This is a genomic window from Marinovum sp. PR37, from assembly GCF_028807375.1.
Classification (GTDB): Bacteria; Pseudomonadota; Alphaproteobacteria; order Rhodobacterales; family Rhodobacteraceae; genus Marinovum; species Marinovum algicola.
On the sequence record NZ_JARAML010000010.1, the window covers coordinates 38,381 to 61,197 of the forward strand.

Sequence of the window (22,817 nt, forward strand, 5' to 3'; positions counted from 1 at the left end):
GATCCGCGATCACGGGGCGGCAATGCAGAGCGTCAAACACGACGGTGAGGGTGCGGTTTCATGCGCATAGCCGCCGTGACATGTGTCAAGAACGAAGGCCCGTTCCTGCTGGAATGGATTGCCTACAACCGGGTGATCGGCGTGCGCGATCACCTGTTCTATTCCAACGATTGCTCCGATGGCACCGACAGGTTGCTGGATCGGTTGGCGGCGCATGGCGTGGTGGCCCATCTGGCCAATCCGGCCGAAGGCCGCAATTACCAGATGGAAGCGCTCAAACACGCCCGCGGGCAGGAGATGGTGCACGCCGCCGATTGGCTCTGGGTGGCGGATGTCGACGAGTTCCTCAACATCCACGTCGGCGATCACAGCATCCCGGCGCTGATCACGGCCTGTGGCGATCCGCAGGCCATTTCGGTGAGTTTCCGGTTCTTTGCAAATGCCGGGGTCACGCGTTTCGAAGACCGGCCGGTGATCGGCCAGTTCACCCGCTGCCACGCCCCCGACCTCTGGTGCGGCGAGAGCGCGATCGAGGTCAAGACTTTGGTGCGGCGCGATTTTCCGCTGCAATATTACGGCGCGCATCGACCGTTTCACAAGCCAAACAAAGCGGCGGCACCGGTCTGGAAGGACGGTGCGGGGCGCGATGTGCCCGAGGCCTTTTTGCGGGCCGCCAACAAGCGCCGGATCCGCAAGTTCCCGGCCAAGGGTGCGCGCAGTTTCGCCACGCTGAACCATTACGCGCTGCGCTCGCTCGACAGTTACCTGGTCAAGAACGACCGCGGCGACGTCAACCGCGAGAACCGGGAATTCGACGACAGTTACTGGCGCGAGCGCAACGACGGCGCCTGCGAAGAGCCCTCGATCCTGCGGATGCTGCCGAAGCTCGAGGCGCAGATCGCGGCCCTGAAGGCGCTGCCCGGCGTGGCGGAGCTGCATGCGGAATGCGTGCGCCTGCACCGGGCGCGGCGCGATGCGCTGGTGCAGCAGGCGCGGTATCAGGCGATGCAGGCGCAGCTGCGCGCGGCGTCGACCCTGCCGCCGGGCGAAGACGAGCTCTTGGCGCGGATCGGCGCCGCGCCGGTTCTGGCCCTGCCATGAGCCGGTTGCGGGTCATCAACCTCGGGCTGCCGAAATCGGGCACCACCACGCTGGCCCGCGCGCTGCGCAAGGCCGGGCTGCATGTGGCCGATCACCGGATCAAGCCGGTGCAGACCGACGAGGCCGCACTGCACGGGCGGTTCGTCGGCGAGATGATGTATGATGGCTATTTCCTGCGCGGCGATCCGCTGCACGGGCTCGACGTCTTTGACGGTTTTGCCGAGATCAACGCCCTGCGCCCGCCGCGCTCGATCTGGCCGCAGTTCGATTTCGGGCTGCTGGCCGCCATTCGCGCCTGTCACCCGGGCACGCGGTTTCTGGCGACCTGGCGGCGGCCCGAGGAGATCGCGGATTCCATGCTGCGCTGGTCGAACCTCGGGACAGAGCGGCTCCCGGCGGCGGATATTCCCGGCCTGCCCGCCGGCTATGGCGTGACGACCCGCGAACGCGAGACCTGGATCGCCGGGCATTACGCCGCGCTCGACCGGTATTTCGCCGGCTGTGAGGAGTTCCTGCGGATCGACGTGGCCGATGGGGCGGCGCCGGCGCGGATCGGCGCGTTCCTGGGCCGCGACCTGCCATGGTGGGGCAAAACCAACGTGAACCCGGTGCGCGCCGCGCAAGAGGATGACAGCGCATGAAGATCAGCCTGCATATCGGGCCCGACCTCTGGGCCACGACCCGGCTTCAGCAGGTGCTGGACGCCAAGCGGCGGCAGCTCTTGCGCAATGGCGTGCTGTTTGCCCGCACGCCGGGCGCGCGCAACCACACGCGGCTGTTCATGGCGGTGAGCGATCCCGGCGCGGTGGACACCCTGCGCCACAACCGGGGCTTTGCCGCGCCCGAGCGGCAGGCGCAGCTGCGTGCCGATGTGACCGAGGCGCTGGCACGCGAGGTCGAGGCCAGCGGCGCCGGGCATCTGATCCTCTCGGCGCATCAGTTCGGCAGCAGCCTGCTGACCGGCTCCGAGCTGGAGCGGCTGAAGGCCGTACTGGCGCCGATTTCCGATCGGGTCGAGGTGATTGCCCATCTGGACTGCCCGGCGCGGATGCTGTTGCGGCAGTATATCGTGCAGGTTCTGGATGGGCGGATGCGGCCGCTCGAGCTCGAACTGCGGCTGGCCGATTGCCCCGACTGGTGGGCGGCGGCGCTGGCCGACCGGCCCCGGGCGCGCCCCGACCAGGGGATATTCCCCGAGGTGCAGATGGCGCCGGCCTGGCTCGACTACCCCGCCCTGCGGCGCCATTGGGAGGCGGTCTTTGGCGCCGGATCGGTGCGGTTTCGGCCGCTGGACGTGGCGGCACTCTGCCGCGAGGATGTGACCGAAGAGCTGCGCACCTGCCTTGGCCTCGACGCGCAGATCGGCAAGCATGAGGCGATCACCGCGCCCGCCATGTCGTCGGCGGAATGGATGGCGCGCGCGCGGCAGTTCAACGATGTCCTCACCCGGCTTCTGGCACAGGGCGATCACCGCGTATCGCGGCAGATCTGGAAACGGATGCTGGGCGATCTGCGGCTGCCCGGCCCGGCGATGCAGGCCGGAACGCTGGCGCCGATCGCCGCGCGGTTTGCCGGCGACCTGGCGGCACTTGCGCAGGAGACGCCGGCCCTGGCCCCCGCCTTTACCGCCGACCGACCGCTCGCGCGCTGGCAGGAGGCCGAGACGACGGAGGGCTACCGCGCCTCGCAACACCTGCTGGCGGCCCTCCCCCGGATCGAAAAATCCACCCGCGAGGCGCGCGCCGCCGACCGCGCCACGAACGAGGCCGATGTCGCTGGGCTGTCGCGCCAGGCCGCCGCGCTGATGCCGCAGCTGGCGAAAGAGAAATTCGCGCAACTGCGGGGCGGGCCATTCGCGCCGCACAACCGGCTCGGGCGGGTCAACGAGGAAGAGCTGGCGCAGGCCTTTGCCCCGGCTCCGGCGCGCCGCCTGCCGCCGGGCTCGAGCGGCAATGTCATTGTCGGCTGCATGAAGAACGAGGCGCCCTACATCCTGGAATGGATCGCCTACCACCGCGCCATCGGCATCGACAGTTTCCTGATCTACACCAACGGCTGCGCCGACGGCACCGACGAGATCCTCTATCGCCTGCAAACCCTTGGCATGATCGAGCACCGCGACAACGAGAATTGGTCGGGCAAGTCGCCGCAGCAATATGCGCTCAACCAGTCGCTGAAAGAGCCGGTGATCCGCCAGGCCAAGTGGATCATTCATATCGACGTCGATGAATTCATGAACATTCGCTGCGGCAATGGCACGCTTCAGGATTTCCTCGACCGGGTGCCCGAGGCCACCAATGTCGCCATGACCTGGCGGCTGTTCGGCCACAACGGTGTCACCAGTCTCGACGACAACTTTGTCATCGACCAATTCGACAGCTGCGCGCCGAAGTTCTGCCCCAAGCCGCACACCGCCTGGGGGTTCAAGACCATGGTGCGCAATATCGGCGCCTACGAGAAACTCTCCTGCCACCGGCCCAACAAGCTTGTGCCGGACATGGCCGAGCGGGTGCATTGGGTCAACGGCTCGGGCCTGCCGATGGGCGACGAGGTTAAGAAGAACGGCTGGCGCAATTCCAAGCGCTCGATCGGCTATGACCTCTTGCAGCTCAACCACTACGCCCTGCGCTCGGCCGAGAGCTTCCTGATCAAGCGCCAGCGCGGCCGGGCGCTGCATGTCGACCGGACCATCGGGCTGAACTACTGGATTCGCATGGACTGGAACGATCACCGCGACATCACCATAAAGCGCAACCTGCCGCGGGTGCGGGCGGAATACGACCGGCTGCTGGCCGATCCGGTGCTGTCCGAGTGGCACGCCAGGGGGCTGGCCTGGCACCGGGCCAAGGCCGCCGAGCTGCGGCAGGTGCCGGAATTCGCCGAGCTTTACGACCAGGCCATGGCCCTGCGCCTGACCGAAACCGAACGCGCGGCCTATGCGCTGGCGCTCGACATGGAGACCTGAGATGAACGTCGAGACGCCGCCCGCCCGGGGCTTTATCCGCTCGCGCGGGATGCGGGTGCCGCGCCATCCCGGCATCACCACAGGCCGGATTCGTGCCGCGCTTCGGGCCGAGACCTTTGAGCGCAAGGAATGCGAGGCCGTGATGCGGGTGGTGCAGCAAGGCGACCGGGTGCTCGAACTGGGCGGCGGCATCGGCTATGTCTCGACGCTGATCGCCACCCAGCGACAGGCCGGGCGGCTGGTGAGCTACGAGGCCAACCCGGCGCTGATCCCGCATATCCGCCGGATGCACGCCGCCAATGATGCCGAGCGGATCGAGCTGCGCAATGCGCTGCTCACCCCCGAGGGTGGCGCCCCGCTGCCGTTTTACCTGCGCAAGAATATCCTCAGCTCGTCGCTCGATGGCACCGTCGATCCCGGCGCCATCACCGGTACCGTCGAGGTCGCGCGCCAGGCCATCGACCCGGTGCTCGAGGAGGTGCGGCCAGAGGTGCTGATCTGCGACATCGAGGGTGGCGAGGCCGCACTTTTGCCGGCCGGCGACTGGTCGTCGCTGCGCGCGGCGGTGATCGAGCTGCATCCGCAATGGATCGGCCAGTCCGGTGTTCAGGCGGTGTTCGACGCCATGCAGGGCGCGGGGCTGAGCTATTTCCCGCGCGCCTCACATGGCAAGGTCGTGACCTTCCGCCGGGGATGGTGAGCCGCATGTCCCCCGCCGGAGCCCGCTGATGCAGGCCACCGCCGTCCTGTGCCTGCGCGACGAAGGCGCCTTTGTGCTCGACTGGCTGGCGCATCACCGGACGGTGGGCTTTTCCCATGTGGTGATCTGCACCAATGATTGCGCCGACGGCACCGATCTGATCGCCGACCGGCTGGCGGCGCTGGGGGGCGTCACCCACATCCGCAACGACGGGCCCTATCATCAGGCCGGTATCCAGTTCACCGGGCTGAAGCTGGCGGGCAAGGTCAAGCCGGTGCGCAAGGCCGACTGGCTGATGGCGCTCGACATCGACGAATTTGTCAACATTCACACCGGCGGCCACCAGCTGCCCGATCTGATCGCCGCCCTGCCCGGAGCCAGCGCCATCACCCTGACCTGGCGGCTGTTCGGCAATGCCGGCGAAATCGCCTGGCGCGACGCCCCGGTGCCCGAGGTCTTTACCCGCGCGGCCCCCGAGGTGATGCATTGGCCGTGGCGGGCGCAGATGTTCAAGACGCTCTATCGCAACGACGGAAGCTTCCGGCAGTTGGGGGTGCACCGCCCGCGCGGGCTGCGCGACGGCCGCGCGGTGCAGTGGCGCGATGGCGCGGGCCGCACGCTCGATTTGCAGGCGCATGACCGGCGGGTGTTCTCGCCGCTGGGGCAACGCCATTGCCGCCTCGCCCAGCTCAATCACTACGCGCTGGGGGCGATGGAAAGCTTCGTCCTGAAATCCGCCCGCGGCCGGGCGGTGCATTCCGACGACCGGCTCGGCATGGACTATTGGACCGACCGCAATTTCAACACCGAGGAAGATCGCAGCATCCTGCGGCTTGGCGCCGAGGTGGCCGCGGAGCGCGCCCGGCTGGCCGCCGACCCCGAGCTGGCCCGCCTGCATGCCGCGGCGGTGGCCTGGCGTCATGCACGATTTGCCGAGCTGATGCAGACCGAGGACTACCGCGCGCTCTTCGGCCGCCTGATGATGACCCCGCCGTCGCATCCCCTCCCGCGCGACGCCGCTCGCAAGCTGATTGCCCATGCCCGGCGAAGCCAGCGACTAAGCCCCTGAATAGGCAGAATTCGTCAGGAATTCGCCTTGTTCCTCGGGGAATTCTTCCAACTTTCGCCTAAATTGTCGTTTAACCCTGAGGTAATCGCGCAAAAGCCGCGTGCGCTCCGAGGAATTGACGATGCAGGACACGCTGAACACATTTGACGCGCCGATGACTTCCTTGCCCAAGGCAAAGTGGTTCGGCGCGCTCAAGGACATCGCCGAGGAAGAGGGATTCTATGCCCCGCTCGGCCCGAAACACGCCGCCGCCTTCATCGAGGAAGGCGATACGCTGCTGGTGACCTTCGAAAGCTTTCAGGGCATCCAGGCCCTGTCGGAGACCGGCCAGCCGCTGGGCTTCGATCTGGTGCGCGCGATGGGCTGGTCGCATCTCGGCGTGGTCTGCGACGGCGAGACATGGTTCCGCACCGGCGAGGTCTATGAATTCTTCGACGAGCTGACCGACGATGGCTTCTTCGACGAATTCGACCGGGTGATCTTCTATGGCGCCGGGCCCTGCGGTTATGCGGCAACGGCCTTTTCAGTGGCGGCACCGGGCGCGACGGTGGTGGCGATCCAGCCGCAGGCGACGCTCAATCCGCGGCTTGCCGGCTGGGACGACCGGTTCACCGATCTGCGCGCGATGGATTTCACCTCGCGGTACGGCTATGCCCCCGACATGTCGCAGGGCGCCGATCAGCTGTATGTGATCTATGACCCGCGCGAGCCGCTCGACGCGATGCATGCCGCGCTCTTTCACGGGCCGCAGACCACGCTGCTGCCGGTGCCGGGCCTCGGCGACACGATCCAGAGCGACCTGCTCGAGATGTCGGTCCTGTTCCGCATTCTCGCCAAGGCCGGCACCGGCAAGCTCGACCCGCAAAGCTTCTACCGGCTGATGCGAGCGCGGCGCAGCCATCCGCCCTATCTGCGCAACCTGCTCGGCGCGCTGGATCGCGACCGGCGCACCGCGCTGGCCGAACGGCTCTGCCGCTTCGTGGTCTCGCGTCAGAGCGCGCCCAAGTTCCAGCGCCGGCTCGACGAGATCGTGGCCGACAAGAAAAAGGCCGGCTAAAGCCCTCTGGCACCCCTCACGCGGCTGGTGTAACTGCTGGCGCATGACCCAGAGCCTGACCCTCCGCCGCCCCGACGACTGGCACCTGCATCTGCGCGACGGCGCCATGCTGCGCGCCGTCCTGCCCGAAACCACACGCCATTTCGCCCGCGCCATCATCATGCCCAATCTGGTGCCCCCGGTGGTCACCGGCGCCGATGCCGCGGCCTATCGCGACCGCATCCTGGCGGCGCTGCCCGAGGGCGCGGATTTCACCCCGCTGATGACGCTCTATCTGACCGAGGACACCGACCCGGACGACCTGGCCGCCGCCCATGCCAGCGGGCTGATCACCGCGGTCAAGCTCTACCCGGCCGGTGCGACGACGAATTCCGCCAGCGGCGTTCAGGATTTCGACAGGGTGCGTCCGGTGCTCGAACGGATGGCCGAGATCGGCTGCCCTCTCTGCGTCCATGGCGAGGTGGTCGATGCCGATATCGACATCTTCGACCGCGAGGCGGTGTTCATCGACCGGGTGCTCGACCCGATCCGCCGCGCCACCCCCGGCCTGCGGGTGGTGATGGAGCATATCACCACAAAAAACGGCGTCGATTACGTCAAGGCGAACGACCGCGACCTCGGGGCCACGATCACCACCCATCACCTGATCATCAACCGCAACCACATCCTGGTCGGTGGCATCAAGCCGCATTACTACTGCCTGCCGGTGGCCAAGCGCGAGGAACACCGCCTCGCTCTGCGTGCTGCCGCCACAAGCGGAGACGCGCGCTTCTTCCTCGGCACCGACAGCGCGCCGCATACCGACCCGAACAAGGAAAGCGCCTGCGGCTGCGCCGGCTGTTTCACCGCCACCAACACCATGGCCCTGCTCGCCCATGTCTTCGAAGAGGAAAGCGCGCTCGACAAGCTCGAAGGCTTTGCCTCGCTCAACGGCCCCGGCTTCTACGGCCTGCCGGTCAACGACGCCACCCTCACCCTCACCAGGGGCGACGCCGTGACCTTCCCCGACAAGATCGAGACCGAGGACGGCCCCGTCACCGTCTTCGACCCGGGCGTTCCGGTGCATTGGCATGTCGCCTGATCTTCTTCTCTTTCCAAATACGCAATCCACCGCCTGCCACAGCAACGGACCCTCGCCATGATCCCCTCGACCTATCCCGCCAAGGAAGAAATCGCCCGCCTGACCGCCCGCATGCTGCTGGAAATCGGCGCGGTGAATTTCAACACCGACGCGCCCTATACCCTGGCTTCCGGCCTGCCCTCGCCGAGCTACATCGACTGCCGCAAGCTGATCTCCTTTCCGCGCATCCGGTCGACGCTGATGGACTTCCTCGCCGTCACGGTGATGCGCGAGGCCGGTTTCGAGGCCTTCGACAATATCGCCGGCGGCGAGACGGCCGGCATCCCCTTTGCCGCGCTGGTGGCCGAGCGCATGGCGCTGCCGATGACCTATGTGCGCAAGAAGCCCAAGGGCTACGGCCGCAACGCCCGGATCGAAGGTGCGATGTCCGAAGGCGAGCGGGTGCTGCTGGTCGAGGACCTGACAACCGACGGCGGCTCCAAGCTGTCGTTTGTCGATGCGATCCGCGAGACCGGCGCCAGCTGCGGCCATACGGCGGTGATCTTCTATTACGACATCTTCCCCGAGACCGAGAAGACGCTGGGCGATCACGGTGTCGCGCTGCACCATCTCTGCACCTGGTGGGACGTGCTGGCCGAGGCTAGGCGCCAGGGCAAATTCGCCGCCGAAACGCTGACGGAGGTCGAGACCTTCCTGAACGATCCACGTAAGTGGCAGGAAGCCAACAAGAAATAAATCCACCTGTGGACGGCTGGGGAAAACCCGGCCGCGACTCACCGGTACATTCAACATTTGGCAGAACGCCTGTAATCGGCTACCATATGAGCCGAGGCAAAAGCGATGTGACCTAAGGTCACAAAAGTTATCCCTGCGGGGTATCCACAGCGTTATCCAGATGGATTGGTGGCCCCGGTTTGGCTAGAACTGGGCACCATGGGGCAAAGACAAGAGCGGGCACAATGAACGAGATCACAACGATCAATCCCACAGGCGTGGAGATTCAATCCGAAGAGACAATGCCGCATTCGATCGAGGCCGAGCAGCAGCTTCTGGGGGCAATTCTCACCAACAACGACGTCTACGACCGCATCGCCTCGATCATCGGCGCGCGGCATTTCTACGAACCGGTGCATGCGCGGATATTCGACATCGCCGCCGCCCGCATCGCCAAGAACAACCTGGCCTCGCCGGTCACGCTCAAGGCCTTCATGGAAGATGACGAAGGCCTTCAGGAGCTGGGCGGCGCCGCCTATCTGGTGCGGCTGGCGGGCGCGGCGGTCAGCGCCTTTGCGGTGCGCGACTATGCGCAGATGATCTATGACCTCGCGGTGCGCCGCGACCTGATCGGGCTGGGCCGCGACATCTCGGCCAAGGCAGCGCGGGTCGATGTGGCGTCAGAGCCGCGCGAACAGATCGTCGAGGCCGAGCAGAAGCTCTACAAGCTGGCCGAACAGGGCCAGACCGAGGGCGGGTTCCAGTCCTTCCTCAAGGCGGTCACCGATGCGGTCAATGTGGCCAATGCCGCCTATCAGCGCGAGGGCGGGCTGGCCGGGCTCTCGACCGGGCTGATCGACATGGACAAGAAGCTGGGCGGGTTGCACCCTTCGGATCTTCTGATCCTGGCCGGGCGGCCCTCGATGGGCAAGACCTCGCTGGCCACCAACATCGCCTTCAATGTGGCCAAGGCCTACAAGCGCGGCCTGCGTCCCGATGGCAGCGAAGGCGCGATCGACGGCGGCGTGGTGGGCTTCTTCTCGCTCGAGATGAGCGCCGAGCAGCTGGCCGGCCGTATTCTCGCCGAAGCCTCCGAGATCTCCAGCCACAAGATCCGCCAGGGCGACATGACCGAAGAGGAATTCCGCCGCTTCGTCGATGCCGCCAAGGCGCTCGAGGCCTGCCCGCTTTATATCGACGACACGCCGTCGATTCCGATCTCGCAGCTTGCCGCCCGTGCCCGGCGGCTCAAGCGGACCCACGGGCTCGACCTTCTGATCATCGACTACCTGCAACTCGCGCGCGGCACCGCCGACAACCGGGTGCAGGAGATCGCCGAGATCTCGATGGGCCTGAAAGCCATCGCCAAGGAGCTGAACATTCCCGTGGTCGCGCTGTCGCAGCTCTCGCGTCAGGTGGAAAGCCGCGAGGACAAGCGGCCGCAGCTGTCGGACCTGCGGGAATCGGGCTCGATCGAACAGGATGCCGACGTGGTGATGTTCGTGTTCCGCGAGGAATATTACAAGGAACGGGAAAAACCCGGCGATCACGAACTCGACAAGATGGCGGAATGGCAGGAGGCCATGTCACGCCTGCACGCCAAGGCCGAGGTCATCATCGGCAAGCAGCGTCACGGCCCGATCGGCACCGTCGAGCTGAGCTTTGAAAGCCAGTTCACCCGTTTCGGCAACCTCGTCAAACCCTGGCAACAGGACGGCGGCGGCCAGAACTTCTAGAACTTTCGGAGCCGCGGCCGAGGCCGGGGCTTCCAGGAATAATCGAGCGAGGGCAGGTTTGCGGGTCGGACAGGGCAAGGTCCGGCCCGCAGTCATTCCGAGGCCCGCCGCCGCCCCTTGGCGGAGAGCCGCGAATGCACGCGGCGGTTCTGAATTCCCCCTTGACCTCGGGCACGCGCCGCCCGACTAAGCCCGCATGGCACAGGCGAAACTGACAATCGATCTCGACGCGCTGCGCAGCAATTGGCGCGCGCTCGACGCCCGCTCCGAGGGCGAAACGGCGGCAGTGGTCAAGGCCGACGGTTATGGCCTTGGTGCGCCCCGCGTGGCGCGTGCGCTGGCCCGCGCCGGGGCCCGCCGGTTCTTCGTGGCGCTGGCCGAGGAAGGCGCCGCCCTGCGCGAGGCGCTGGGCCCGGGGCCTGAGATCTGCGTCTTTTCCGGGCATATGCCGGGCGACACCGACATGATCAACGATCTGTCGCTGGTGCCGATGATCAACAACATCGACCAGATGCTGCGCCACGTCGAGGCCCTGCCCGGCGCGCCCTTCGGCATTCAACTCGACACCGGGATGAATCGGCTGGGCATGGAGCCTGCCGAATGGGCCGCGCTGCGCGATATTGCCCTGGCCCAGAACCCGGTGCTGGTGATGAGCCATCTGGCCTGCGCCGATGATGCGGCACATCCGATGAACGCGCGACAGTTGCAGGCCTTTCGCGAGATGACCGATGGCATCGATGTGCCGCGTTCGCTGGCGGCGACGGGCGGCATTCACCTCGGGCCGGACTATCACTTCGACCTGACCCGCCCCGGCGTCGGGCTTTATGGCGGGCTGCCCTTTGTCGATGCGACCCCGGTGGTGACGCTCGAGGTGCCGGTGATCCAGGTCCGCGAGCTGGAGCCGGGCGAGACCGTGGGCTATGGCAACAGCTTCACCGCCAGCCGTCCCAGCCGCATCGCCACGATTTCCGCCGGCTACGGCGACGGCATCCTCCGAGGCATGGGACCCAAGGCCAGCCTGATGGCGGGCGAGACGCGCTGCCCGGTCGCGGGGCGGATCTCGATGGATCTGATCGGCGTCGACGTGACCGATGCGCCGGAGTTGCCCGACAGGCTCGAGCTTCTTGGCCAGCACCAATCGATCGATACGCTGGCCGGATGGGCCGACACCATCGGCTATGAAATCCTGACCTCGCTGGGCGCGCGGCTGAGCCGGGTCTATCGCGGCGAATGAGCGGTCTGCTGTCCCCTGTCGCGGCGCTGGGACGCAGCATGCTGGCGCTTCTGGCCTATGTCGGACGGGTGGCGATCTTTGCCGGCGCGACGGTGGCCCATGTCTTCCGGCCCCCCTGGTACTGGCGCGAGTTCGGCTGGGCGCTGATGCAGATCGGCTGGCTGTCGCTGCCGGTGGTGGGGATGACGGCGCTGTTTACCGGCGGCGCGCTGGCCTTGCAGATCTATGACGGCGGCGCGCGATTCCAGGCCGAATTCGCCGTACCCTCGATCGTCGCCATCGGCATGGTGCGCGAGCTGGGCCCGGTGCTGGGCGGGCTGATGGTGGCGGCGCGGGTGGCGTCGTCGATTGCCGCCGAAATCGGCACCATGAAGGTGACCGAACAGATCGACGCGCTGGTGACGCTGTCGACCCATCCGATGAAATACCTCACCGTGCCGCGCGTGGTGGCGGCGACGCTGGCGGTTCCGGTGCTGGTGGCGGTGGGCGACAGCATCGGCATTCTCGGCGGCTACCTCGTTGGGGTGACGCGGCTCGATTTCAACGCCGCCGCCTACCTCAAGAACACCTTCGACTTTCTCGAGCTCTGGGACGTGACCTCGGGGCTGATCAAGGGCGCGGTCTTTGGCTTTATCGTCGCGCTCTGCGGCTGTTACTTCGGCATGAATTCGGGCCGTGGCGCCCAGGGCGTCGGCCGGGCGACGAAATCGGCCGTGGTCACCGCCTCGGTGCTGATCTTTGCCGCCAACTACATCCTGACCGAGGTGTTTTTCGCGGCATGATCACCCTCACCCACGTGCATAAATCCTTTGGTGACAACCACGTTCTGCGCGGCGTCAGCCTGCATGTGCCCAAGGGACAGTCGATGGTGATCATCGGCGGCTCGGGCACCGGCAAGTCGGTGACGATCAAATCGGTGCTCGGGCTGGTCGAACCCGACAGCGGCCGGATCGAGGTCGATGGACGCGAGGTGCACGAAGGCGACCGCGATGCCTTTCTGGCGCGCTTCGGCATGCTGTTTCAGGGCGGCGCACTGTTCGACAGCCTGCCGGTCTGGCAGAACGTCGCCTTTCGCCTGCTGCGCGGCGCGCTCAAGCGGCCGAAAGAAGAGGCGCGCGAGATCGCCATCGACAAGCTGCGCCGGGTCGGGCTGCGCGCCGCAGTGGCCGATCTTTTCCCCTCTGAACTCTCCGGCGGCATGCAGAAACGCGTCGGCCTCGCCCGCGCCATCGCCGCCGATCCCGAGATCATCTTTTTCGACGAGCCAACCACCGGTCTCGATCCGATCATGGCCGGCGTCATCAACGAGCTGATCCGCGAGATCGTCACCGAAATGGGCGCAACGACCATGACCATCACCCATGACATGACCTCGGTGCGCACTATCGCCGACCGGGTGGCGATGCTGCATGACGGGGTGATCCAGTGGGAAGGCCCGATTTCCGAGATGGACGGCGCCGACGATCCCTATCTGGCTCAATTCATCCGTGGCCGCGCCGACGGCCCGATCGAGGCGGTGCGATGACCTTTCTGCAACCGAGCCCGGCAGTGATGGCGCTGCTGAGCCTTCAGACCTTTCTCTATCTGCCGCTGCTGGCGATCTTGGCTGCGTGTCGCACCGGCGCCGCGCGCGGCCCGAGCCGCTGGCTCGGGCTGGCCAGCCTGGCGCTGGCGCTGATGGGCATGGCGGCGCATTTCGGCCCGCCGCTGCTCAATCTCTACACCGGGCCGCTGCCCCGGCTGGCGACGCTGATGACCAAGCCGGCGGGGGGCATGATGCTGCCGCTGATCGCCTCTGTGCCGCTGCTGGCCTCCGGCTTTGTCGCCGGGCGGGCATGGAAATGGGTCGACTGGGCGCATGTCGTGCTGCTGGCGGTGCTGCTGGGGCTTTGGGGATATACGCGGTTTTATTGAATGCGGCGCCTGCGGAGAATGAAATCCGGCCTGCGGCGCAGGTGCGCGGCCGTGCGGAGACATGACAAGATGCGCTGGATCAACCTGTCCTTGCTGGTGCTCTTTCCGGTGGCCTGGTTCGCGCCTCTGATGCAGGCCGGGCTGCTGCCGCTTTTCGGGCTGGAACGGATCAGCGTCATCACCGGGCTTCAGGCGCTGTGGTCGAGCGACGTGGTGCTGGCGCTGGTGGTTACGCTCTTTGCGCTTTTCGCCCCCTACCTCAAGACCATTGGCCTGGCGCTGGTGCATTTCGGGCTGGCCGACCCGCGGCTCTTGCCGGCGCTGACCCTGCTGGGCAAGCTGGCGATGGCGGATGTCTTTCTGATCGCGCTCTACATCACGGTGATCAAGGGAATCGGCGTCGGGCGAATCGAGACGCTCTGGGGACTGTATCTCTTTACCCTGTGCATTCTGACGTCGATTGGCTGCTCAATTCTCACAAAGCGTAACGAATCGAAATATTGATCACAGCAGATCGGCAAAGGTTGACCGACAATCAAATACTTCTAGGTCGAAAAGTCGCAGGCCTGCATACTCCTCTGGGCCGCCCATTTTCAGATCCTAGGGGGATCATATGCGCAATTTTCACACTGCCCTGCGGCTGGCCGCCGTAGTTTTCCAAATGATTTTCATGGCCTTTTATGCCGTGGCCGGCATCGGCCTGCTCGGGTTTACAATCGCGAGTGCCATGGGACAAGCCTCCTGGCTGACCCTGCCCATCCAGTTCGGCAGCAATCCGCCGGTCGATCTAGGCTGGATTGTCCAGATTGCCTTGACAGCCATGGTGCTTGGCCTGGTCGTCTATCTGCCATCCAATCAGCGCATCTTGCGTCTGGAGAACAGCCATCGCCGTTTTTCCATCAACATGCAGGATGTCGCCCGCGCCTATGACGCCGTTCACAAGGCCGACCGCGCCGGCGTCTTCGAGCTCAAGTCGGAATTCGACGCGGTTCGCGAACGCATGATCTTTCTTCGCAACCACCCCGATCTGAACGTGCTCGAGACCGATCTTCTCGAGGTGGCGGCCCAGATGGGCGCGATCAGCCACGAATTGGCCGAGGTCTATTCCGACGAAAAGGTCGATCGGGCCCGCGCCTTCCTCGCGCAGCGCCAGCAAGAGGTGAAGATGATCGAAGAGCGGCTCGACGAGGCCAAGGTGATCGCCAACGACATCCACAACTGGGCGATGCGGGTCGAGATCGAGGAAGATATCGCCCGCTCCGAGATCCAGCGGCTGTCGGAGCTTCTGTCCGACGTGATGCCGGAACTCGACCTGCCCGAAGGCGCCGACCTGCGGCAGGCCAGCCGGATGGCGAATGGCCGGATGATCGAACTCGCCGGGCGCCAGGCCGCCGAATAGCTCAGGATCGACTTGGCAAGGCGTCTGTCCTCGGGCATGACGCCTTATGGCCAAGACGAAAGCAACCTTTTCCTGCACCGCCTGCGGCAATGTCACCACCAAATGGTCGGGGCGCTGCGAAGCCTGCGGCGAATGGAACTCGATTTCCGAGGACAGCGGCATATCCGCCGGCCCGGCGGGAAAATCCCTGGGCGACGCCCGTGGCCGCGCCGTGGCGCTGTCGGACCTCTCGACCGAAGAGACACCCCCGCCCCGCACCCATTCCGGCATGGACGAGCTGGACCGGGTGCTGGGCGGCGGGCTGGTTCCGGCCAGCGCCATCCTCGTCGGCGGCGATCCCGGCATCGGCAAATCGACCCTGCTGTTGCAGGCCGCCGCGCGCTTTGCCGGCGCCGGGCTGAAAACCGTCTATATCTCGGGCGAAGAGGCCAGCGCACAGGTGCGGATGCGGGCGCAGCGGCTGGGGCTGACCCAGGCCGAGGTGCGGCTCGGCGCCGAGACCAACCTGCGCGATATCCTGACCACGCTCGATCAGGAGCGGCCGCAACTCGCGATCATCGATTCGATCCAGACCATGTGGGCCGACAACGTGGGCTCTGCCCCGGGCTCGGTGTCTCAGGTGCGGGCGGCGGCGCATGAGCTGACCTCCTTCGCCAAGCGCAAGGGCATGTCGGTGATCCTGGTCGGCCATGTGACCAAGGACGGCCAGATCGCCGGCCCCCGGGTGGTCGAGCACATGGTCGACACCGTGCTCTATTTCGAAGGCGAGCGCGGGCATCAGTTCCGCATCCTGCGCGCGGTCAAGAACCGGTTCGGCCCGGCGGATGAGATCGGCGTCTTCGAGATGACCGGCAGCGGCTTGCAGGAGGTACTCAACCCCTCGGCGCTGTTTCTCAGCGAACGCGGCACCCCGGCCCCCGGCTCGGTGGTGTTCTCCGGCATCGAGGGCACGCGGCCGGTGCTGGTCGAGATGCAGGCGCTGGTCGCGCCAACGCCGCATGCCCAGGCGCGGCGCTCGGTCGTCGGGTGGGACGGCTCGCGGCTGGCGATGATTCTCGCGGTGCTCGAGGCGCGTTGCGGCATCCCCTTTGCCGGGCTCGACGTCTACCTCAATGTCGCCGGCGGCATGAAGGTCAGCGAACCGGCGGCGGATCTGGCCGTCGCGGCGGCATTGCTTTCCGCGCGCGAAGATGCGGCATTGCCGCCGGAAACGGTGGTTTTCGGCGAAATCAGCCTATCTGGTGCCCTGCGCCCGGTGGGTCAGAGCGAAAACAGGTTGAAAGAAGCGGCCAAACTTGGTTTTACATCCGCGATCGTGCCCGAGGGCGGCAAGATGTCGGGCAACGGCGGCCTCTCGCTCAACCGCATGGCCGATCTGACCGCATTCGTGGGCGAAACGTTTGGTGCCGGGTAAGCGGCACCGCCAAGGGCAGTGAAGGGCAGGACATGGAAGGTTTTACACTGGTTGACGGCATTGTGGCCGTTGTCATCGTGCTATCCGCGCTGCTGGCCTATTCGCGCGGCCTTGTGCGCGAAACCATGGCGATTGCCGGCTGGGTCGCCGCCGCGATCCTCGCCTTCATCTTTGCCCCGCAGGTCGATCCGCTGGTCAAGGAAATTCCCGTGCTCGGCGATTTCATCCGCGACAGCTGCGAGCTGAGCATCATCACCGCCTTTGCCGTGGTCTTTGCCGGAGCGCTGGTGGTTGTCTCACTCTTCACGCCGATGTTTTCCTCGATCGTCCAGCGCTCGGCGCTTGGCGGACTGGATCAGGGACTCGGTTTTCTCTTTGGCGTGGCACGCGGCATTCTGTTGGTAGCGATCGCCTTTTTTGTCTACGAGACGGTGATCACCAGCCAGGACATCGCGATGATCGACGATTCGCGCTCGGCGCAGGTCTTCGGCCGGATGACCGACGCCATCGAAGAGCGCAATCCCGAGCAGGCGCTGGGCTGGGTCACCACGCAATACGAAGAGCTTGTCGGCGTCTGCGACGCCCCGGCCGAGTAAGCCCGCCCATCCTCGCCCGCGCGATCCAGGGCGGCGGCTGTTCCCGCAGCTGGTCCTGATCGGGCGGCCTGTGGCTCTCTCTTGGGCGCTAAGGACGGTGAAAGGTGCCGCAACGTAAGGTGCTCGCACGCCAGTTTTGCACAAGTCCGTCATAGTTCCGTGACATGTGCGCAATGAGGGCTTAAGTAACCCCCGTAAGCCACAACGGATTCGGAGCCACCCCTTGGCCGACGCCCAGATGCCCCCCGCCCACCCTTTCGATGACGACAAACTCAAAGAAGAATGCGGCGTTTTCGGCGTTGTCGGAGTAACCGACGCCGCCAATTTCGTGGCGCTCGGCCTGCACGCGCTTCAGCATCGTGGCCAGGAAGCCGGGGGGATCGTCTCGTATCACCCCGATCACGGCTTCAACTCGGCCCGTCGCTTCGGCTATGTGCGCGACAACTTCACCAAGCAATCGCTGATGGAAACGCTGCCCGGCGATCTCGCCATCGGTCATGTGCGCTATTCCACCGCCGGATCGAAAGGCCAGACCGCGATCCGCGATGTGCAGCCGTTCTTTGGCGAGTTCTCGATGGGCGGCGCCGCGATCGCCCACAACGGCAATATCACCAATGCCGATGCGCTCCGGCGCGAGCTGATCGAGCGCGGCTCGATCTTTCAGTCTTCGTCGGACAGCGAATGCATCATCCATCTGATGGCCCGCTCGCTGCAACGCCGGGTGCCGGAACGGATGCAGGACGCGCTGCGCCGGGTCGAAGGCGCCTTTTCCGTCGTGGCAATGACCCGCACCAAGCTGATCGGCGTGCGTGATCCGCTGGGCGTGCGCCCGCTGGTGCTGGGCAAGATCGGCGACGAGGGCTATGCGCTCAGCTCCGAGACCTGCGCGCTCGACATCATCGGCGCCGAACTGGTGCGCGAGGTCGAACCCGGCGAAATGGTGGTGATCGAGGGTGGCAAGGTGCACTCGCACCGGCCTTTCGCCCCCGCCGGTTCGCGCTTCTGCATCTTCGAACATGTCTATTTCTCGCGTCCCGATTCCATCCTCGGCGGCCGCTCGGTCTATGAGACCCGTCGCCAGATCGGCGTCGAACTGGCCCGCGAAGCCCCGGTCGAGGCCGATCTCGTCTGCCCGGTGCCCGACAGCGGCACCCCGGCGGCGATCGGTTTCGCGCATGAGAGCGGCATTCCCTACGGCATGGGCATCATCCGCAACCAGTACATGGGCCGCACCTTCATCGAGCCGACCGAGCAGATCCGCAACATGGGCGTGCGGCTCAAGCTCAACGTCAACCGCGCGCTGATCGAAGGCAAGCGGGTGATCCTGGTCGACGACTCGGTCGTGCGCGGCACCACCAGCCGCAAGATCAAGGAAATGATCCTCGACGCCGGCGCCAAGGAGGTGCACTTCCGCATCGCCTCGCCGCCCACCGCCTGGCCCTGCTTCTACGGGGTCGACACACCGCAGCGCGAAAAGCTGCTGGCCGCGACCATGAGCGAAGACGAGATGCGCGATCACCTGGCGGTCGATTCGCTCAAGTTCATCTCGCTCGACGGCCTTTACCGCGCCGTGGGTGAGGCCGAGGGCCGCAACAAGGCCTGTCCGCAGTATTGCGACGCCTGTTTCTCGGGCGAATATCCGGTCACGCCGGCGGATATGATCGAAAAAGGCTTTGAAATGAAGGCGGCGGAATAACTTCGGGGCAATCCCGCCGGACGCGAAACGCGACCGAGTGCCGCAACAAGCCGTAATCTGCCGCCCCGGTCGCGCATCGGGGCGTCATTCTGCCGATGATCTTTCGGTCACTTTCCCTATCCCACCGAACTGCATAGATGCCTTTCGCAGCATCGCAGTGCGACCACCTGCTCGATAGGTTTGCGGTGCTTTTACGTATGGGGAAAGCCACATGGCACAGACTGTCAAAATCACACCAGAAACCCGGGCAGCGGCGACGCAGAAAGCCGAACTGCCGATGACCGAAACCGTTCTGCTCGGCACGCTGACATCGCAATCCGGCACCAAGGCCATCCTGCGCAACGGCTTTGGCGGCGTCTCCACGGTCAGCGTCGGAGAACATATCAATGGCGGCGAAGTCACCGCGATCCGCGATGGCGAGGTCTACATCTCGCAAGACGGGCGTGGCATCAAGCTGACCATTCCCGGCTCCTGACCGGCCGCGATCCGTCCGGGACATGGCGGCGCCCCGAGCGGGGCCGCCATTTTCCGGCGACGCCCGCTTGACCTTCGCGCCGAACCGCACCAAACCCGGGCGCATGACCGAGAAAACCGCCCTGATCACCGGCGCCTCCCGCGGGCTTGGCGCCGCGCTGGCCGAAGCGCTGGCGCCGACGCATCACATCATCGCCGTGGCCCGCACCACCGGCGCGCTCGAAGAGCTTGACGACCGGATCCAGGCCAGGGGCCATAGCGCCACCCTGGCGCCGATGGACATCACCACCGAGGCCGCCATGGCGCAGCTCTGTCGGGGCATCCATGACCGCTGGGGTAAACTCGACCTCTGGTGCCACACCGCGGTGCATGCCGCGCCGCTGACGCCGGCCGATCACCTCGACATGAAGGACTGGCAGAAAAGCATCGAGGTCAATGTCACCGCGCTGGGCCGGTTGATCCCCTTTATCGCGCCCCTGCTGGGCACCGAGGGGCAGGCCGTGTTCTTCGACGATCCGCGCGCCGGGCAGAAATTCTTTGCCTCCTACGGCGCCACCAAGGCGGCGCAGATCGCGCTGGCGCGCAGCTGGCAGTCAGAAACCGAGCTCATGGGCCCCAAGGTGCATGTGCTGGAGCCGGCGCAGATGCCAAGCGGCACCCGGGCACGGTTCTTTCCCGGTCAGGATGCCGGCGAACTGGCCCGCCCGCGGGACGAGGCGGCCCGGGTCCTGGCGGCGCTGGGGCTGGGCTGAGACCAGCCCCGCCAGCATGGTAAATCGGCACCGGTCCGGGGACGGATCGGCCCTGCCCCGGCTTGCCCCGGGGCCCCTGCTCCACTAAGCAGAAGCGAGTTGTTCCCTGGGGTATTCATGCGCATTCTCATCACCAATGACGACGGCATCAACGCATCGGGCCTAAAGGTTCTGCATCAGATCGCCACCGAGATCGCAGGCCCCGACGGCGAGGTCTGGACTGTGGCCCCGGCCTTCGAGCAATCGGGTGTGGCGCATTGCATCTCTTACACCCATCCCTTCATGGTCTCGGAAATGGGCAGGCGCCGCTATGCCGCCGAGGGCAGCCCGGCAGATTGCGTCATGGTCGGCCTGCACGACGTGATGAAGGACAACAGGCCCGACCTTGTGCTCTCGGGCGTGAACCGCGGCAACAATTCGGCCGAAAACGCGCTTTATTCCGGCACTCTGGGCGGCGCGCTTGAGGCCGCGCTTCAGGGGCTTCCGGCGATGGCGCTGTCGCAATACTATGGCCCCGAGAACCGAGACCTCGACGATCCTTTCGAAGCCGCGCGCCAGCATGGCGCCGATGTCGTCCGCCGGGTGCTCAAGGCGCGCCTGGCCAATCCCTCGGCCTATCAGCTGTTCTACAATATCAACTTTCCGCCGGTCTCGGCCAAGAGCGTCAAGGGCACCCGCGCCACGCCGCAGGGCCTGCGCGAGAACACCGCCTTTAGCGTCGAACCGCAGCTCTCGCCCTCGGGCCGGCGGTTCTTCTGGATCCGCGGCGGCGACCAGCGCGCCCCGGTGGCAGCCAACAGCGACGCCGGCGTCAATCTCGACGGCTATATCTCGGTCACCCCGATGCGCGCCGATCTGACCGCGCCGGATGCGCTCGAGGCGTTGCGGGGCGTACTGGAATGAGCCCCGAAGCCGAACGCAAGATGCAGTTCCTCTATGCCGTCCGCTCCAAGGGCGTGACCGACCGGCGGGTGCTGATGGCGATGGAAAAGATCGACCGCGCCGATTTCATCCAGGGCTTCTTTTCCGAACGCGCCTATGAGGACATGCCCCTGCCGATCGCCTGCGGCCAGACCATCAGCCAGCCCTCGGTGGTGGGGCTGATGACCCAGGCGCTCGACGTGCAGCCGCGCGACACCGTGCTCGAGGTCGGCACCGGCTCCGGCTATCAGGCGGCGATCCTGAGCCAGCTGGCGCGACGCATCTACACCGTCGACCGCCACAAGCGGCTGGTGCAGGGGGCGCGGGCGGTGTTCGACAAGCTCGACCTGGCCAATATCACCGCCTTCACCGCCGACGGCTCCTTTGGCCTGCCCGATCAGGCCCCGTTTGACCGCATCCTCGTCACCGCCGCCGCCGAAGACCCGCCCGGGCCGCTTCTGGCGCAGCTGCGGGTGGGTGGTGTCATGGTGCTGCCGGTGGGCCAATCGGACGCCGTACAGCGCCTGATCCGCGTAAAACGCGGGCCGGAGGGCTTTGAATACGACGAATTGCGCGCCGTGCGCTTTGTGCCGCTGGTCGAAGGGCTTGGGCGTGACACGTGAACGGTGTATAGAAATGTTAACGTCAAATCCGGGCCAACCGGACGAAGTTTGAGGGATATCGAGATGTGGAGTTTTCCGCCCCGCTTTCCGGTGATCATGGCTGGCTCGGCGCTGGCCGTTCTGGCGGGCTGTGAGAGCCTGCCCAACGATTTTGATCTGCGCGGCAAGATCGGCGACAGTCGGTATGACACGTCCGAAGCGGCGCGCAATGCCACAGCGAACAGGCCAAGTCCCGACGATCGCGGGATTATTTCCTATCCCAATTATCAGGTTGCGGTGGCCCGGCGCGGCGATACCCTGGGCGGACTGGCCGGACGCATCGGCATGAACGTGGCCGATCTGGCGCGGTTCAACGGCATGCGGCCCGACGACAGCCTGCGCGCCGGAGAGGTCATCGCCCTGCCCTACAAGGTCGATGAACCCGCCGCAGGCCCGATCCGCCCCGCCTCCGAGGCGCGCGACCTCACTGCGATTGCCGGTGCCGCCATCGACAATGCCGCCGCCACGCCGGTGCAGACAAGCGAACTTCCGCCGGTCCAGACCGGCACCGAGCCGGTGCGCCACCAGGTCGCGCGCGGCGAGACCGCCTTTACCATTTCGCGGCTCTACAATGTCTCGGTGCGCTCTCTGGCCGAGTGGAACGGTCTCGACCAGGAATTTACCGTGCGCGAGGGGCAATTCCTGCTGATCCCCACCGTGCGCGAAACGGCCGCCGTCGCCGAGCCCGAACCGCTGGAGACCTCCGAACCCGGCCAGGGCTCGCCCACGCCGACCCCGCCGAGCGCCGCCAAGCCGCTGCCCGCCGCGACGCCGGTCGCCGCCGCAACGCCGGTGCCGACGCCGCCTTCGCCCGATCTCGGCAAGGAGCAGACCAAGACCCCGGCCAAGGCGACACGGATGCGGATGCCGGTCAGCGGCTCGGTGATCCGCGAATACGCCAAGGGCCGCAACGACGGCATCGACATCGCCGCCAGCGCCGGAACCCCGGTCAAGGCCGCCGAAGCCGGCACCGTGGCCGCAATCACCGCCAGCGCCGACCAGGTGCCGATCGTGGTGGTGAAACATGCCGACAACGTGCTGACCGTCTATGCCAATGTCGATGGGATCACCGTCAAGAAGGGCGACAGCGTCAGCCGCGGCCAGACCCTGGGCAAGGTGGCGGCGGGCGATCCGGCCTATCTGCACTTCGAAGTGCGCGAAGGTTTCGAAAGCGTCGACCCCCTGCCCTACGTCCGCTGATCCGAGGTCCGCTTCTTGAGGCGGGAGGCCCCGGGTCAAGCCCGGGGCGGGCTGATTGTGGTCGGCTCGCGGCGGTGGGCCGCTATGGCCACAAGATCTGTAAAGCACTCGTCATGCGAGCACAGAGCGTGT

Annotated in this window: 23 protein-coding genes; all 23 read left to right on the top strand. The window is 66.0% G+C overall.

From position 1 onward, the window contains the following. The first annotated feature begins 60 nt into the window (after positions 1–60). The 23 genes from PVW49_RS10490 to PVW49_RS10600 all read left to right on the top strand — a co-directional run bounded on the left by PVW49_RS10490 (position 61) and on the right by PVW49_RS10600 (position 22,685). Positions 61–1,101 carry a glycosyltransferase family 2 protein gene (locus PVW49_RS10490; RefSeq protein WP_274562430.1) on the top strand — a complete coding sequence of 347 codons (1,041 nt, stop codon included), beginning with the start codon at positions 61–63 and terminating at the stop codon, positions 1,099–1,101. Then, positions 1,098–1,742, top strand: a complete 645-nt coding sequence (locus PVW49_RS10495) for a sulfotransferase family protein (protein WP_274562431.1) — start codon at positions 1,098–1,100, stop codon at positions 1,740–1,742. The genes PVW49_RS10490 and PVW49_RS10495 overlap by 4 nt, the downstream gene beginning before the upstream one ends. Next, the gene (locus PVW49_RS10500) at positions 1,739–4,066 is read left to right on the top strand and encodes a glycosyltransferase family 2 protein (RefSeq protein WP_274590507.1); all 2,328 of its coding nucleotides are present in this window, start codon (positions 1,739–1,741) and stop codon (positions 4,064–4,066) included. Before PVW49_RS10495 ends, PVW49_RS10500 begins: the two co-directional genes overlap by 4 nt. A gap of 1 nt (position 4,067) precedes the next feature. After that, entirely contained in the window at positions 4,068–4,766 is a 699-nt protein-coding gene (locus PVW49_RS10505) for an FkbM family methyltransferase (RefSeq protein WP_274590508.1), read from the top strand. A gap of 28 nt (positions 4,767–4,794) precedes the next feature. Then, positions 4,795–5,835 carry a glycosyltransferase family 2 protein gene (locus PVW49_RS10510; protein WP_274590509.1) on the top strand — a complete coding sequence of 347 codons (1,041 nt, stop codon included), beginning with the start codon at positions 4,795–4,797 and terminating at the stop codon, positions 5,833–5,835. 121 nt (positions 5,836–5,956) lie between these two features. Then, on the top strand, positions 5,957–6,892 hold the full coding sequence (locus tag PVW49_RS10515) for a phosphoadenosine phosphosulfate reductase (RefSeq protein ID WP_074837245.1): 936 nt from the start codon (positions 5,957–5,959) through the stop codon (positions 6,890–6,892). A 43-nt stretch (positions 6,893–6,935) separates the two neighbouring features. Next, positions 6,936–7,973, top strand: a complete 1,038-nt coding sequence (gene pyrC, locus PVW49_RS10520) for a dihydroorotase (protein ID WP_274590510.1) — start codon at positions 6,936–6,938, stop codon at positions 7,971–7,973. Positions 7,974–8,030: 57 nt separating this feature from the next. Beyond that, positions 8,031–8,708, top strand: a complete 678-nt coding sequence (locus PVW49_RS10525; RefSeq protein ID WP_074837243.1) for an orotate phosphoribosyltransferase — start codon at positions 8,031–8,033, stop codon at positions 8,706–8,708. A gap of 224 nt (positions 8,709–8,932) precedes the next feature. Beyond that, positions 8,933–10,423, top strand: a complete 1,491-nt coding sequence (locus tag PVW49_RS10530; RefSeq protein WP_048532259.1) for a replicative DNA helicase — start codon at positions 8,933–8,935, stop codon at positions 10,421–10,423. A 196-nt stretch (positions 10,424–10,619) separates the two neighbouring features. Further along, positions 10,620–11,657, top strand: a complete 1,038-nt coding sequence (alr, locus tag PVW49_RS10535) for an alanine racemase (RefSeq protein WP_274590511.1) — start codon at positions 10,620–10,622, stop codon at positions 11,655–11,657. Continuing rightward, positions 11,654–12,439: an MlaE family ABC transporter permease gene (locus PVW49_RS10540; RefSeq protein ID WP_139211390.1), complete on the top strand. Its 786-nt coding sequence runs from the start codon at positions 11,654–11,656 to the stop codon at positions 12,437–12,439. Before alr ends, PVW49_RS10540 begins: the two co-directional genes overlap by 4 nt. Beyond that, positions 12,436–13,182: an ABC transporter ATP-binding protein gene (locus tag PVW49_RS10545; protein ID WP_074837242.1), complete on the top strand. Its 747-nt coding sequence runs from the start codon at positions 12,436–12,438 to the stop codon at positions 13,180–13,182. Before PVW49_RS10540 ends, PVW49_RS10545 begins: the two co-directional genes overlap by 4 nt. Beyond that, entirely contained in the window at positions 13,179–13,571 is a 393-nt protein-coding gene (locus tag PVW49_RS10550; RefSeq protein WP_074837241.1) for a hypothetical protein, read from the top strand. Before PVW49_RS10545 ends, PVW49_RS10550 begins: the two co-directional genes overlap by 4 nt. A 69-nt stretch (positions 13,572–13,640) precedes the next feature. Beyond that, a complete protein-coding gene (locus tag PVW49_RS10555; protein ID WP_048533857.1) occupies positions 13,641–14,075 on the top strand; it encodes a paraquat-inducible protein A in 435 nt (144 codons plus the stop codon). A gap of 166 nt (positions 14,076–14,241) precedes the next feature. Then, complete coding sequence (locus PVW49_RS10560) at positions 14,242–14,970, top strand: DNA repair protein (protein WP_274590512.1); 729 nt, start codon at positions 14,242–14,244, stop codon at positions 14,968–14,970. 46 nt (positions 14,971–15,016) lie between these two features. Beyond that, positions 15,017–16,384, top strand: a complete 1,368-nt coding sequence (gene radA, locus PVW49_RS10565; RefSeq protein ID WP_074837239.1) for a DNA repair protein RadA — start codon at positions 15,017–15,019, stop codon at positions 16,382–16,384. Positions 16,385–16,416: 32 nt separating this feature from the next. After that, a complete protein-coding gene (locus tag PVW49_RS10570) occupies positions 16,417–16,980 on the top strand; it encodes a CvpA family protein (RefSeq protein ID WP_274590513.1) in 564 nt (187 codons plus the stop codon). Positions 16,981–17,218: 238 nt separating this feature from the next. Beyond that, positions 17,219–18,676, top strand: coding sequence for an amidophosphoribosyltransferase (gene purF / locus PVW49_RS10575; protein WP_048533861.1), 1,458 nt, complete (start codon positions 17,219–17,221; stop codon positions 18,674–18,676). Between the two features lie 211 nt (positions 18,677–18,887). Further along, positions 18,888–19,151 (top strand): hypothetical protein, encoded by a 264-nt coding sequence (locus tag PVW49_RS10580; protein WP_048532265.1) that lies wholly within the window; start codon positions 18,888–18,890, stop codon positions 19,149–19,151. 103 nt (positions 19,152–19,254) lie between these two features. Further along, a complete protein-coding gene (locus PVW49_RS10585; protein WP_274590514.1) occupies positions 19,255–19,902 on the top strand; it encodes an SDR family NAD(P)-dependent oxidoreductase in 648 nt (215 codons plus the stop codon). Positions 19,903–20,019: 117 nt separating this feature from the next. Beyond that, a complete protein-coding gene (gene surE / locus PVW49_RS10590) occupies positions 20,020–20,805 on the top strand; it encodes a 5'/3'-nucleotidase SurE (protein ID WP_074837238.1) in 786 nt (261 codons plus the stop codon). After that, positions 20,802–21,446, top strand: coding sequence for a protein-L-isoaspartate(D-aspartate) O-methyltransferase (locus tag PVW49_RS10595; RefSeq protein ID WP_048532267.1), 645 nt, complete (start codon positions 20,802–20,804; stop codon positions 21,444–21,446). The genes surE and PVW49_RS10595 overlap by 4 nt, the downstream gene beginning before the upstream one ends. Positions 21,447–21,509: 63 nt before the next feature. After that, positions 21,510–22,685, top strand: coding sequence for a peptidoglycan DD-metalloendopeptidase family protein (locus PVW49_RS10600; protein ID WP_274590515.1), 1,176 nt, complete (start codon positions 21,510–21,512; stop codon positions 22,683–22,685). Positions 22,686–22,817: the final 132 nt, after the last annotated feature.

Excerpts from the sequence above, each read along its gene's own strand:
- PVW49_RS10490 (WP_274562430.1), top strand. The coding sequence starts at position 61 with ATGCGCATAGCCGCCGTGACATGTGTCAAGAACGAAGGCCCGTTCCTG.
- PVW49_RS10495 (WP_274562431.1), top strand. The coding sequence starts at position 1,098 with ATGAGCCGGTTGCGGGTCATCAACCTCGGGCTGCCGAAATCGGGCACC.
- PVW49_RS10500 (WP_274590507.1), top strand. The coding sequence starts at position 1,739 with ATGAAGATCAGCCTGCATATCGGGCCCGACCTCTGGGCCACGACCCGG.
- PVW49_RS10505 (WP_274590508.1), top strand. The coding sequence starts at position 4,068 with ATGAACGTCGAGACGCCGCCCGCCCGGGGCTTTATCCGCTCGCGCGGG.
- PVW49_RS10510 (WP_274590509.1), top strand. The coding sequence starts at position 4,795 with ATGCAGGCCACCGCCGTCCTGTGCCTGCGCGACGAAGGCGCCTTTGTG.
- PVW49_RS10515 (WP_074837245.1), top strand. The coding sequence starts at position 5,957 with ATGCAGGACACGCTGAACACATTTGACGCGCCGATGACTTCCTTGCCC.
- pyrC (WP_274590510.1), top strand. The coding sequence starts at position 6,936 with ATGACCCAGAGCCTGACCCTCCGCCGCCCCGACGACTGGCACCTGCAT.
- PVW49_RS10525 (WP_074837243.1), top strand. The coding sequence starts at position 8,031 with ATGATCCCCTCGACCTATCCCGCCAAGGAAGAAATCGCCCGCCTGACC.
- PVW49_RS10530 (WP_048532259.1), top strand. The coding sequence starts at position 8,933 with ATGAACGAGATCACAACGATCAATCCCACAGGCGTGGAGATTCAATCC.
- alr (WP_274590511.1), top strand. The coding sequence starts at position 10,620 with ATGGCACAGGCGAAACTGACAATCGATCTCGACGCGCTGCGCAGCAAT.
- PVW49_RS10540 (WP_139211390.1), top strand. The coding sequence starts at position 11,654 with ATGAGCGGTCTGCTGTCCCCTGTCGCGGCGCTGGGACGCAGCATGCTG.
- PVW49_RS10545 (WP_074837242.1), top strand. The coding sequence starts at position 12,436 with ATGATCACCCTCACCCACGTGCATAAATCCTTTGGTGACAACCACGTT.
- PVW49_RS10550 (WP_074837241.1), top strand. The coding sequence starts at position 13,179 with ATGACCTTTCTGCAACCGAGCCCGGCAGTGATGGCGCTGCTGAGCCTT.
- PVW49_RS10555 (WP_048533857.1), top strand. The coding sequence starts at position 13,641 with ATGCGCTGGATCAACCTGTCCTTGCTGGTGCTCTTTCCGGTGGCCTGG.
- PVW49_RS10560 (WP_274590512.1), top strand. The coding sequence starts at position 14,242 with ATGGCCTTTTATGCCGTGGCCGGCATCGGCCTGCTCGGGTTTACAATC.
- radA (WP_074837239.1), top strand. The coding sequence starts at position 15,017 with ATGGCCAAGACGAAAGCAACCTTTTCCTGCACCGCCTGCGGCAATGTC.
- PVW49_RS10570 (WP_274590513.1), top strand. The coding sequence starts at position 16,417 with ATGGAAGGTTTTACACTGGTTGACGGCATTGTGGCCGTTGTCATCGTG.
- purF (WP_048533861.1), top strand. The coding sequence starts at position 17,219 with ATGCCCCCCGCCCACCCTTTCGATGACGACAAACTCAAAGAAGAATGC.
- PVW49_RS10580 (WP_048532265.1), top strand. The coding sequence starts at position 18,888 with ATGGCACAGACTGTCAAAATCACACCAGAAACCCGGGCAGCGGCGACG.
- PVW49_RS10585 (WP_274590514.1), top strand. The coding sequence starts at position 19,255 with ATGACCGAGAAAACCGCCCTGATCACCGGCGCCTCCCGCGGGCTTGGC.
- surE (WP_074837238.1), top strand. The coding sequence starts at position 20,020 with ATGCGCATTCTCATCACCAATGACGACGGCATCAACGCATCGGGCCTA.
- PVW49_RS10595 (WP_048532267.1), top strand. The coding sequence starts at position 20,802 with ATGAGCCCCGAAGCCGAACGCAAGATGCAGTTCCTCTATGCCGTCCGC.
- PVW49_RS10600 (WP_274590515.1), top strand. The coding sequence starts at position 21,510 with ATGTGGAGTTTTCCGCCCCGCTTTCCGGTGATCATGGCTGGCTCGGCG.